Annotated in this window: 8 protein-coding genes; 1 reads left to right on the plus strand and 7 read right to left on the minus strand. The window is 66.3% G+C overall.

Annotated elements, in window-relative coordinates:
• Positions 1-11: 11 nt before the first annotated feature.
• From AC3CCI_RS10325 to AC3CCI_RS10355, 7 genes are all read right to left on the minus strand, one after another.
• Positions 12-1,484: a glycoside hydrolase family 43 protein gene (locus AC3CCI_RS10325; RefSeq protein WP_354595635.1), complete on the minus strand. Its 1,473-nt coding sequence runs from the start codon at positions 1,482-1,484 to the stop codon at positions 12-14.
• A 101-nt stretch (positions 1,485-1,585) separates the two neighbouring features.
• Positions 1,586-2,815, minus strand: a complete 1,230-nt coding sequence (locus AC3CCI_RS10330; RefSeq protein ID WP_488627128.1) for an enterochelin esterase domain-containing protein — start codon at positions 2,813-2,815, stop codon at positions 1,586-1,588.
• Between the two features lie 40 nt (positions 2,816-2,855).
• Positions 2,856-4,142, minus strand: coding sequence for a metal-dependent hydrolase family protein (locus AC3CCI_RS10335; protein WP_488627129.1), 1,287 nt, complete (start codon positions 4,140-4,142; stop codon positions 2,856-2,858).
• Positions 4,132-6,669 (minus strand): glycoside hydrolase family 2 TIM barrel-domain containing protein, encoded by a 2,538-nt coding sequence (locus AC3CCI_RS10340; protein WP_488627130.1) that lies wholly within the window; start codon positions 6,667-6,669, stop codon positions 4,132-4,134. The genes AC3CCI_RS10335 and AC3CCI_RS10340 overlap by 11 nt, the downstream gene beginning before the upstream one ends.
• A gap of 42 nt (positions 6,670-6,711) precedes the next feature.
• Positions 6,712-8,985 carry a glycoside hydrolase family 3 N-terminal domain-containing protein gene (locus tag AC3CCI_RS10345; RefSeq protein ID WP_488627131.1) on the minus strand — a complete coding sequence of 758 codons (2,274 nt, stop codon included), beginning with the start codon at positions 8,983-8,985 and terminating at the stop codon, positions 6,712-6,714.
• Between the two features lie 52 nt (positions 8,986-9,037).
• Positions 9,038-10,249: a family 1 glycosylhydrolase gene (locus AC3CCI_RS10350; RefSeq protein WP_354595630.1), complete on the minus strand. Its 1,212-nt coding sequence runs from the start codon at positions 10,247-10,249 to the stop codon at positions 9,038-9,040.
• 41 nt (positions 10,250-10,290) lie between these two features.
• A complete protein-coding gene (locus AC3CCI_RS10355; RefSeq protein ID WP_354595629.1) occupies positions 10,291-11,520 on the minus strand; it encodes an MFS transporter in 1,230 nt (409 codons plus the stop codon).
• A gap of 292 nt (positions 11,521-11,812) precedes the next feature.
• On the opposite strand from AC3CCI_RS10355, the gene AC3CCI_RS10360 reads away from it, so the two are divergent.
• A complete protein-coding gene (locus tag AC3CCI_RS10360) occupies positions 11,813-12,418 on the plus strand; it encodes a TetR/AcrR family transcriptional regulator (protein WP_354595628.1) in 606 nt (201 codons plus the stop codon).
• Positions 12,419-12,586 lie beyond the last annotated feature (168 nt).

Below are 12,586 nucleotides of genomic sequence, written 5' to 3' on the forward strand. Positions count from 1 at the left end.
CGTGGTCTGGCTCAGTCGCCGAGGACGGGGCCGTAGGAGAACAGCTGGAGCGGGCCCGTGCTGCTGGTGCCGTCGACGGGCTCGACGCCGACGACGCGGCCGGTGAAGCCCGCGGCTACCTCGGTGGAAAGGTACCGGCCGTCGAAAGTCGCGAGGACGTGGAAGCGGTCCTCGTCTTCCTGGAAACCGAGCTCGATCCTGTCCGGGGCGGGGGACCACGGACCATCGTGCGGCGTCACGGCCCGAACTTCGAGGGTGATCGAGGACGAGCCGGGACGAGGGATCGACGCGATGATCTGCTCGAGCGGACCGATCTTCACACGGGCGTCCACCGTGTCGTCACGGAGTTCACTCGCTGCCCAGTGGTCGTCATCGAGCCGGACAGTCAGACGGCCGGTGCCGGACGTGAAGGACGCGCCAGCCCTCCACTGCTGGTGTTTCGTCCGAACGGCGACGAGTGGCCTCGACAGTGGTTTCCTCGGCGACGCCGCGATGGTCATGCCACCGTCCGTCGCCGAGAGCAGTTCGGCCGGGTGCACGCCGGGGCTGACCCATCGAGGGTGCAACGGCGTGCTCGTGAAGTCGTCCACGAAAGCAGTCGTATCGACGGGCACGCTGTAGCGGTCCTCATCGATGACGGGCCAGTCGTCCAGCCAATCGACGCCGGCGAGGAAGGTCTCCCGACCGTTGACGTGGAACTGCGGAGTCATGCCGCGCGGCCGCACCCCGAGGTACACCGCGGCCCACGTGCCGTCGGCGTTCTCGACGAAGTCAGCGTGACCGGTGTTCTGCACTGCTTCGACCGTGCTGCGGTGGGTGAGAAGCGGGTTGGCCGGGTTCGCGGTGAACGGGCCGTCCATCGTGCGCGAGCGTGCGATGGTCACCATGTGACCGCGCTCGGTGCCACCTTCCGCGAGCAACAGATACCACCAGCCGTTCCGATGGAACAAATGTGGGGCTTCAGCGTGTGCGAAACCGTCGCCACCGTAGATCTGTTTCGGTTCTGACAACAGCTGGCCGGTGGTGGGGTCGACCTGCACCTGCATGATCGATGTGGCGCCGCTTCCCGCTGACCAGGTGAGGTGGCAGACGCCCTCGGCATCCCAGCTGAGGTCGGGGTCGATGCCCACTGCGCCGGCGGTGTACACGGGCGTGGTCCACGGTCCCGCAGGATCTTCGGCGCTGACGATCAGGTGCCCGTCCATGTACCGTCCGACGTTCGACGTGACCATGAAGAAGCGGTCGTCGTGGTGGCGGATCGTCGGGGCGTAGATGCCGGAGCTGCCGAAGGAACCACCCAGATCCAGCTGATCGTCTCGGTCGAGCACGTTGCCTATCTGGGTCCAGGTCACGAGATCGCGGCTGTGCAGGATGGGCACCCCTGGGGCGTACTCGAACGACGATGTGACGAGGTAGTAGTCCTCACCGACTCGGCAGATGGAGGGGTCCGGGTGGAATCCCGAGACGATCGGAGTGGCAGGCATGGTGCTCCTTCTGATGGGACCGATTGGATCGGCACGTCGAGGGGTCAGCGGGGGCTTCGCCGGACGGCGGGACTCGGCTGGCCGGTGTCAGCAGGTGTGCGTCATGTCGAACGCAGCGACGTCGTGAGGTGTCGGAGGCCGTGGGCGAACAAGATCTGCGATGAGAAGTAGTCGTGACCGACTGGGCCGGTCAGCAGCGTCACGTCGAAGTCGAGGTCCTTCAGGAGGTCCGTGAACTCGTGCGCGGCCGTGTACAGCGAGGGGATGTCGTAGACGCGGTCCACCTCGAGCTCTCCGACGGTGAGGACGAACCTGATGTCCTGGAGCGCGGGGGACTCGCGGAAGCGGGCGTACCACTCGCGAGGTTCGTGGCCTCGCTGCATGTAGGCGATGCCTGGCAAGGCGGCAATGACCTTCCCGAAGTGGGCCGCGCCGTGCGCAGCTGAGAGGATCGCGGCCTCGCCGCCGCCGCTGAACCCCGAGACGGTGTTCCGCGTCCGGTCGGTGGGGAACGCATGACGGGCGCGTACCTCGGGCACGAGTTCCTCGCAGACGAACCGGTCCAGCGGGACTTCGAACGTCACTTCGGCTTGACGGCTCTCGAAGGGGTTGTCGATGAACACCATCGCTGTCCGCGGGATGTCACCTGCCGATGTGAGGTGGGCGACGAGGTTCTGCGGGGGCATGACCTCCGCGAGGCAGCCGGCACCGTCGAAGGCCCACAAAACGTGTTCTGCCGGTTCATCACCGGGCGGTTGATAGACCCAGTAGCGCCGCTCGGCATCGAGGAGAGCGCTGTGGAAGGAATGCTCCGTCAGGGTGCCGGGAGCCGGCTGGGTGAGGGCTGCGACGAGATCTGCATCCCGCGTCGGGTCCAGGTCCAGGATGGAGGTTGGGTTGAGAGGGTCGGGCCGGAACGAGTACAGGGTCTCCATCTGCTCACCTGTCTCCAGCCAGGGGTCCCAGTGTCCGTGGATGTCGGGTGCGAAGTAGTACGTCACGCGGGTGTGCCGCGGGAGGCGCAAAGTGAGGTGGAACACGTCCGTACCGGGAAGACGGCGCAGGAGGTGCTGCTCCCAGTCGTTCAGGACGAGACCGCCCCCGATCCCGACGTGCTCGACCGTGCCCGTCTCGTCCCGCCACAGGAACGTGACGGCGACACCTGTCTCATCGCCTTCGATCGGTGCCACGAGAGGGCTGCCGCGCCTCTCGACATCAGCCCAGAAGTCCGTCAGGAGTCGCTCGTGGTCAGCGGATGTCCGCAAGCCCTGGCGCAGTTCCTCGATCCGAGCGCCCGAGAGGGGCTCGCGCCAGCCAGTTTCGTATCTCATCGGATGATCTCCTCGCTCAGGATGGTGCAACCGTCGGTGGTCACAGGTCGCCCCCTCGTCGGAGGACTTGCAGCCTTGGTGTGCTGTGGACGATCTGACCGCCTTGGATGATCGCGACGACATGGTCTGCGATGTCCGCGAGCACCCCGATGTCAGCGCTGGGATCGGCGTCGACGATGAGCAGGTCGGCGATGGCACCCTCTGCGACGACCCCGAGCTCACCGGTGCGTCCGAGCAGGTCGGCTGCAGTCACGGTCGCTGAACGGATTGCATCGATGGCGGGCTGCACCTGGGCCAGGAGACGGAATTCTTCGTTCTGGTGTCGCTGCATGCCGCCGAGCAGGTCGGAACCGTAGACGAGTTTGACGCCGGCGTCGTGGGCCCGTCGGATCGCATCCAGTCCGGTCTGCAAGACCGTGTCGACCTTCTGCCACATGCCTTCCGAGAGGCCGTGTTCGCGGCCTTCCTCCTGCAGTGCCCAGTAGGTGACGAGGGTGGGGACGAGGAAGGCGTCGCGCTCGCGGAACAGGGCCAGGCTCTCGTCGTCGAGCAGATTGCCGTGTTCGATGGAGCGCACTCCGGCTCGCAACGCCCGGTTGATGGCTCGGGCCGTGTACGCGTGGGCGGCGACGTACCGGTTCGCTGCGTCGGCTTCGTCGACCGCGGCTTGGATCTCGCCGAGGGAGTACTGGGTGGAGTCGATCCGGTCCGTAGGCGAGGAGACTCCGCCGGAGGCCATGATCTTGATGTGGTGCGCTCCCTTGCGGATCTCGTTGCGCACAGCCGCCCGCACCGCGTCGACACCGTCTGCGACAGTGCCGAGACCGCAGCTTCCTGGTGTGCCTGGTGAGTGCTCCTCACCGGGGAGGCGCATGTCACCGTGGCCGCCGGTCTGACTGATCGCGTGGCCGCAGAACAAGACGCGAGGTCCGACGACGAGTCCCTCCTGCTGGGCCTGGGCGAGTCCGTGGTCCGCGCCTCCCAGATCGCGGACGGTCGTGAAACCGCGCTGGAGGGTCTCTCGCGTGGCCTTGGCGGTGTGGGCGTAGACGTAGGACGCTGCGGTTTGTTCGAGGGCCCGGAAGTCGGCGCTGAAGGCGGTGAGGTGCACGTGCGCGTCGATCAGGCCCGGCATCACGACCGCGCCGGAGGCATCGAGCCGGGACCAGCCGCGCGCGTCGAGGTCGGTGCCGATCTCGGTGATCGTGCCGTCCTCGATGCGGATGTCTGCGGTCTGAGTGGTTCCGGTGGTGACGTCGAGGACTGCTCCTCCGGCCACGATCAGCTGCGGAACAGGGGCGGTCGACCTCGGCGGGCTAGTGGACATCGACCTCTCCGGTCCCCGCGACCGCGGCTCCATCGCTCGAGCCGTTCTCACCGGACGAGTCCGCGGCTGAGCGGTCTTCCTGGTCGGCGGCGATGACGTCCACCCGTCGTTCGCCGAGGCCGTCCGCCGACACGGTGATGGTCACCGTCCCTGCGCCGGTCGGTCGAACGAGAGCCAGCGCGCGTCCCTGGTACGTCCGGTGGGAGGTGCCGCCGTAGGGCTGGTCGTTGTCGGGCCGGGCGCTGCCGAGGGCTTGGAGAACCCCGGGCCCCGTCACGACCACGTGGACGTCTCGGTCGGCGCCGGGGTGGATGACGCCGTTCTCGTCCGTGAGATGGATGGTGACGTACGCGAGGTCGGTGTCGTCGGCGCGGATGACCGAGCGGTCGACATCGATGGCGAGACGCACGTCGTCCTGTGCCGTGTGGAGGGTGGTCCGGGCGGTCTCCTCACCGTTGACGTAGGCGATCGCGGTCACGTCACCGCGTGCGTATGTCGCGTCGAAGGTGGCCATGAAGGCGTGGTCGCGGCCGGCGGGCTTCTTTCCGAGCGAGGTCCCGTTGACGATGAGTTCGATCTCGTCGGCGTCGCTGTAGACCTCGACGGACGTCGCTGTGCCGTCGGCGACGTTCCAGGTCCAGCTCGACTCGGTGTCGCTCCAGGCCCACATGCCGGGACGGACGGCCCTGCCGTGGTTCTCGGGTCGGAACACGGCGATGTAGGGGCTGTGGCGAAGACCGTAGACGGTTTCGCGGTAGTAGGAGATGGGGCGTCGGTGCCCGGTGATGTCGTGATCCCCGGACCAGGCCGCGATCCAGGGGTACGGGGCCTCGAAGACGGGGGCCTCATCCGCGTACTGGACCCGGCCGATGCCGACTTCGCCGAGGTAGTCCCAGCCAGTCCAGGTGAAGTCTCCGATGATGTGAGCGTTGTCTTCGACGAGGCGCCAGTAGCGGGCGATGCCGGGAGGGAACGTCTCGCTTCCGACGATGATCCGGTCGGGGAAAAGATCTTTGTCGATGAGGTAGCGGCTGTCGCCGTAGTTCAGGCCGGCCACGTCCAGGAGTGCGAAGGACTCTTCGGTCTTCTCCGTCACGAGGGGGGAGGCGCTGACTTGGTTCATGAAGTCGGCGGCGGAATTCATGAGGTCGTTGACGCCGCCTCCGGTCTCCTGCCCGTCGCCGCCCGCTTGGCTGGCGTTGGCCTGCATCATCTGGACGACGTCCTGGAGGACGGAGACGAAGCCGTTGATGCCGTTGGTGACGAACCGTGTGGAGTCCAGGCTGCGGATCTTCTCGGCCAGGTGTCGACCCCACGTCGATCCCAGTGGGTCGCCGGTCTCGAGGATCTCGTTGCCGATCGAGTAGAACACCACGCTGGGGTGGTTGTAGTTCTTCGCGACCAGGGACTCGACGTCCCGTTCCCACCACTCCGCGAACGCCAGGGAGTAGTCGTAGGGGGACTTGCCTTCGGTCCACATGTCGAAGGTCTCGTCCATGACGAGCATCCCGAGGCGGTCGCAGGCGTCGAGCATCGCCTGACTCATCGGGTTGTGAGAGCTTCGGATGGCGTTGAAGCCGGCCTCTTTCAGCAGCTCGACACGTCGTTCCTCTGCGCGGGCGATCGTGGCGGAGCCCAGGGGGCCGTTGTCGTGGTGGATGCACGCCCCGCGCAGCTTGACGGTCTCCCCGTTGATCCGGAGACCTTTGAGGGGGTCGAGCTGCAGGGTGCGGATGCCGAGGGTGGTGTCGTGGGTGTCGAGGACGTCCGTCCCGTCGCGGAGGACGGAACGCACCATGTAAAGGGATGGCGAGTCCGGGCTCCACAACGAGGGGGCCTGGACGAAGAGTCGCTGCCGGACAAGTGCGCCCTCACGAGAGCGGACAGTGCTGGGGGAGGACGCCTCGGCCACGACGACACCGTCGGGGTCGACGATGACGGTGTCGACGATGCGCGTCACGGTGTGCAGAGAGTCGTTGTTGATCGGGGTCACGACCTCGACGACGGCCCGGTCGGTGTCGATGTCGGGGGTGGTGATCCTGATGCGATCGTGGGGGATGTGTGTCAGGTCGGACACGATGAGTCGCGTGTCGCGGTAGATGCCGGTGCCGGTGTACCAGCGGGAGTCGTCGTGGGCGCGCGCGTCGACGCGGATGGTGTTCTGTTCGCCGTATCGGAGGAACGGGTTCAGGTCGACGACGAAGGTGGCGTAGCCCGACGGGCGCTGCGCGGCGAAGGTGCCGTTCACGTAGACCATGGCGTCGCGGTACACCCCCTGGAACTCGAGGCGGACGACCTTGGTGCGGTAGTGCTCTGGGACGTCGAAGGTCTTTGAGTATTCGAAGACACCGCCCGGGAAGTAACCGTTCCTGCCACCTACTGTCTCGGCGGCTGAGCGCGGCTGTCCGATGATCGCGTCGTGGGGAAGCGTGACCGGCTCGCCAGCTGTGGGGGCGCCCTGCAGTTGTGCATAGGGGCTGACCTTGGGACGGACGGTCCATGAGTGGTTGAAGGAGGTGATGCTCATGTCACTGCTTTCCGTGGTCGCGGTGGTGGTCGTGTCGCGGGCTCAGGAGACGACGAGGATGGTCGAGAGGTCGGTGTCGGCGGAGGAGCCGCCGACCCAGATATCGATGTGGGTGCGGTCCTGTGTCCAGCCGCCGGTGGCGGCACTCCAGTGACGGAGCTCGTCGGGTCCGAGTGTGAAGGTGACGGTCTTGGTTTCCTTGGGCGCGAAGCTCACGCGTTGGAACCCCTTCAGCTCTTTGACGGGCCGAGAGGATGCCCCGTGTCGCTGGTGGATGTAGAGCTGCACGACGTCGTCGCCAGCATGGTCGGAGTCGTTGGTCACATCGAGTGAGACGGTGACGGTCTCACCACGTTCGATGACGGGCCGATCGAGTCCGAGGTCGTGGTAGCTGAAGGTGCTGTAGCTGAGGCCGTGACCGAAAGGGTAGAGCGGGGTGGACTCTTCGTCCCAGTAGCGCGTGCCCTGGTTCTCGGGCTGGAAGGTCCGGAGGTGTGAGTACACGAGGGGGACGTGTCCGACGTGACGCGGCCACGAGAAGGGGAGTCTGGCCGCTGGGGACACGTCGCCGAACAGGACGGACGCGACGGCATGGCCACCACGGCTGCCGGGGTACCAGACCTCGGCGATGGCGGCCGCGTGCTCGTCCGCCCACCGGAGATCGAGCGGTCGGCCGGACATCACCAGGACGATGACCGGGGTGCCGGTAGCGACGATCCGTTGCAGTTGTTCGAGCTGCCGGCCGGGCAGGTCGAGCGTGGACCGGGACGCGTTCTCGCCGATCTGGTTCTGCCGCTCACCCACGACGACGATTGCGACCTCCGCCTCGGCGGCGATCGCGACGGCGCGATCGATCTCGACATCGTCGTCGTGATCCGCTGGCGTGCCGACGACGGTGGCGTCCATCGCATCGAACATGGACGGGAATGTCCTCGCCGGAACGCCAGCCCCCGGCGCGAAGAGCACGTTCGCGCCGTCAGGGAGGCGCGATGTGATGCCCTCGAGGATGGTGACCGTGTCATCTGTGTCGTGATCGAAGACCCACGGGCCAAGAGTGTCGCGCTTGCTGTCCGCCAGTTGACCGATGACCGCGATCGACTTCGCGTTCGTATCCCGGAGGGGGAGGACGCCGTCGTTCTTCAGGAGGACGATGGACCGCTCGGCTGACGTGCGCGCGAGGTCCCGGTGTGACGCGTCGGCCAGGACGCCGGGAGCTGCGGTCTCGTCGACGTAGGGGGCCTCGAAGAGTCCCAGGCGGAACTTCGCCGTGAGGACACGGCGAACGGCAGCGTCGATCCGATCCTCTTGAATGAGCCCCTCTGCCACGGCCTCGGGCAGGGAAGCGAAGGCGGGTTCGGTCAGGCACATCTCCATGTCCAGCCCAGCCGTCACTGCCCGGGCAGCGGCGTCGGGCGAGGACGATGCGAAGTGCTGCGTGACGAGCGACTTGACGGCGTTGTTGTCGGACACGACGAACCCGTCGAAGCCGAGCTCGTCGCGGAGGATGTCGGTGAGCAGGTGATGGTTGCCGCTCGCCGGGACGCCGCTGAGATCCATGTAGGCGCTCATGATGGTGCTGGCCCCGGCGTTGATCGCCGCCGTGAAGGGTGGCAGGTAGACGTTCCACAGTTCGTTGTCGGAGATCTCCACGTCGTCGTAGTCGCGGCCGCCTCGAGCTGCTCCGTATCCGGCGAAGTGCTTCGGGCCCGCGAGGATGTTCTCGGGCCCGAAATTGCCTTGGAATCCGCGGACGTGGGCTGCGGCGATCGCCGATCCCAGGAACGGGTCCTCGCCGGCGCCCTCGATGATGCGGCCCCATCGCGGATCGCGGGCGATGTCGACCATCGGGGCAAAGGTCCATCGGATGCCGACCGCGCGGGCCTCGCGTGCTGCCACTGCCTGTGTGGCGCGCACCAGCTCCGGGTCCCAGGATGCAGCCATGCCGATCGAGGCCGGGAAGATCGTCCGGAGCCCGTGGATGACGTCGAAGCCGAACAGCAGCGGGATGCCGTGTGGAGACTGCTCGACAGCCGATCGCTGGAGTTCATTTGTCGTGGCCGGGTCCGTGACGAACAAGACCGATCCGGTCCCGCCGCTGGCGATCGCCGCCTTCAGCACCGCTGGTTGGCGGGCGAACGCCTGGTGTTCCGGAGGCAGGGACTCGTAGTCGAAGTCCTCCGGCACATCACCCACGGCGCCGAGGTAGAAGTACTGGCTGAGCTGTCCCGCCTTGTCCTCCAGGGACATCCGGCCCAAGAGGTCCTCGACGCGAGCGGATGTGTCGAGGGATGGGTCCTGATACGGGTGGGGTGTCATGCGGATCTTTCGGTGTCGGAGAACTGGTCGTGTCTGCTGGAGGTCGGCTCGTTCAGCTGTCGGCGGGAAGGGATGCGCCGTTGGTGCGGGAGATGTCGCCGAGCCAGGCCAGGCTCGGTTTCGGGTGCCGGGAGAAGTCGCTGCGGTCGACCCCGATGAGACCGAATGTCGGCTCCCAGTGGCCCCACTCGAAGTTGTCCAGAGCGCTCCAGTGGAGGTATCCGCGTACGTCGATTCCGTCGTGGAGGGTGCGGAGGAGCCCCTGGAGTGCACCCGTGGTGTAGGCGATGCGCTGCTCGTCGTCTGCCGTCGCGATGCCGTTCTCCGTGACGAGGATCGGGAGACCGGTCATCTCGTGGGCCCGGCGGATGGCGATCCCCAGTGCCTCGGGGCGGAAAGCATCACCCGTGAGGGTGTTGTTCGGGCTGGGCGCGGCGGTGACGAGACCGTTCTGGTCGACTTCTCGGGTCGAGTACGCCTGGACACCGATGAAGTCATCGCCCCGGGCTCCCTCGAGGTACAGGTCCTCACGCACCGAGCGCTCCGATTCGAGGTGGTCGGCGTTCTCCTTGGTGGCCCAGAGTCCCATCAGGGCCACGGTCCAGCCGACCTGCGCACGTGTCTTCGTCTTCAAGATGCTCCGAGCGGCACGGTGTGCCTCGACGAGCCGCTGCCCGACCACCGGCGAAGGCGGCGGGATGACGACCCCCTGGTCCTGCTGCACCGTGGGGGTGGCGAAGCCGGCGTTGGCGTCCGGGTTGATGGCCGCCGACATGAGGACCATGAGCCCCAGCATGTTGGGCTCGTTGATGGTGCAGACCCATTCGACCCCGTCGAGGATCTTGGTCACCTCGGTCACGTAGGAGCTGAACCGATGGATGGCGTCGTCGCCCATCCAGCCGCCTTCCTCGACGAACCACTTCGGCGCGGTGAAGTGGTGGAGGGTCACGACCGGTGTGAGGCCGAGCTCGAGGGCTGTATCGATCATGCGGCGGTAGTGGTCGAGGGCCGCGCGCGAGAACTGGCCAGGCAGCGGCTCCACCCGCGCCCATTCGATGCCGAACCGGTACGTGGTGAGGCCGGCGTCGGCCAAGAGGGTCATGTCCTCGCGGTAGCGGTGGTAGCTGTCGACGGCGTCGCCGCTGGGTCCGAAGTGCGGCATGACCTGTTCATAGAACCACCAGTCACTGTTGACGTTGTTGCCTTCGATCTGGTGCGGGGCGGTCGAAGCGCCCCAGAGGAACGTCGTGGGGAAGTCGGTCATCGTCGTCTTTCTAGGATCGGGGACAGGGCCGTCGTCTCGGGTCAACTGGGCGTCTTGATGCTGGTGGTCGACTCGTTGGCGCGCTTGCCGAGGCTGATGGGCAGGATCGCGAGACCGCCGAGGACGGCGGAGGCCCCGGCCACGTAGTACACGGACGAGTAGTTCCCCGCCGCGACGGCGATGATGGCGCCGGCGAGGAAGGGGCCGACGGCCTGGGGGATCTGGTTCGCGAGTCCCAGGGTGGAGAGGAATCGTCCGTTCTGGTCCTCCTCTTGGGGAAGGACGTCGAGTTGCACGGCCTGGTCGACGGCGCCGTAGACACCGACGGCGAACGACAGGATGATGCCGCCCAAGATGTACTGCGGTACGCCGGTGCTGGTGCCCGTGACCACCGCAGCGATGCCGATCACGATGGCGCTGGTCCAGAGGAACGGTTTGCGCGTCCCCAGCTTGTCCGAGAGCCATCCGGACCCGAGCGCGCCCAGGATCGAGACGCCCACACCCGCAGTTCCGGCAAGGGCCACGATGCCTCCGACCTCGGCTGCCGAGAGCTGAACGCGAGAGGTCAGGAGGTACACGCCGTAGATGGACGTGAACGCGAGGGAGAGGAAGACGAGCGCTTTGCTCAGCCACACCCAACCGAGGTTGGAGTACTTCCTCGGGTTGAACCAGAACCCCTGGAAGATCTCGCTCGCCCGGACGGCGGAACGGGGGGTCGTCACGGGAACGTCCTTCATGGTGACGACGAAGACGAGTCCACCGAGGAGCGCGAGGACGCCGGGGATCAGGAACATCAGAGCCGGCATCTCCGTCAGTTGGCTTGCCAGGGTGATGCCGACGATCGGGCCGATGTAGGTGAGGGTGCCGTTGATGCCGGCCACGCGGCCACGCTGGTTCTCGGGCAGGCGATCACCGAAGAAGGCCAGGATCATGACTGCCGTGATCGTGTAGCCGATGTAGGCGATGGTCCAGCCCGTGATGAGGGCCCCGAGGTTCGGAAGGAACCCGATGATGGCAGCGCCCACCATGCCGGTGAGGACTCCGAGCAGGAGCCACGGCCGTCGGCGGCCAAGTTTGGATCGCGTCCTGTCGCTGAGGACTCCGACGAGCGGCGTCAGGAAGATGACGATGGTGCAGGGGATGCCGATCGCGAAGGCAAGGGCCGTGTTCCGAGCGTCCGGAGCCAGTGCCTGGATGCGCACCGCGAGAGAGAACGACGAGGGGGCGACGAACGCGATGTAGAGCGTGAGCTGAGCCAGCAGGGCCAGCACGATCTGCTTTTTGGGAAGACGGTCTGGTCCTCCGGGTGCCTCGGTGGCAGCAACGGCTGCACCGATTTCCTCGGAAGCTACCTCGAAGGCTGCAGCCGAGTTGGAAGGGGATGAGTTGGGGACATCCGACATTTCATGACCTCATTGTGATGAAACAAGCTATGGAGAGTGCGATGAGAAAGATAGATTCTCCGGAGTCTGTCTCGGACGGCTCTTACCTAGTGGCCGCTAGATTGTGTCTAGCGATCGGTAGATTACAGTCGGAGTCCGAGCTTGTCCAGTAGGGAGCCTCATGCCTGTCGTCACGACGCGAGCGAAGAAGCCACAAGTCCGCCTGGCGCCTGAAGTTCGGCGACGCCAGATCATCGATGAGGCCACTCGCTTGATCTCGCGGGCGGGATTCAATGCCGTGTCGCTGACGGACGTGGCTTCTGCGTGCGGGATCAAGGGGCCCTCGGTCCTTCACCACTTTCCATCGATGCAGGCCCTTCTCGCGGCCGTCCTCGCGCGCCGAGACGAGGTGGACACGATGGACACCCCGGTGTCGCAGGGGGGCTCGAGTCCCGAAGCTGTGGCAGCCGTACTGCGGAACGTCGTCGTCCGGAACCTCGAGCGTCGTGAGTTGGTGCGGCTCTACGTCGTGCTCGGCGCCGAGGCGGTCGACCCGGCCCACCCAGCCCACGCGTACTTCGCCGACCGCGAGGTGTCCAACTACGCGAACCTCGAGCAGTTCCTCAGCTGGAAGCGGGACGGGGCGCTGGCGGCTCGGGAACTGATGTCGTTCTGGACTGGCCTGGAGCGCCAGTGGGTCATGAACCCATCTGTCGACTTCCTGGCCGTTTGGGATCACTTTGCCGAGCGGTTCTTCGTCGCTGAGGAAAGGCGTGACGCGGCGTAGGTCGGACCCTGTCCCGCAGGGCGAACGCGCCAGGGTCTTTCGCGCCCTGGAATGAGCTGGTGCTCAGAGGCCGGTGGCGAGGTGTGGTGATCGTCACCATGCGCCAGGGGTCGGCCGAGGACCTACTGCGAAAGAGCCCGTGAGACCTGGCCGTTCGTCGACATGTTC

It is taken from the genome of Frigoribacterium sp. CF331 (assembly GCF_057787905.1).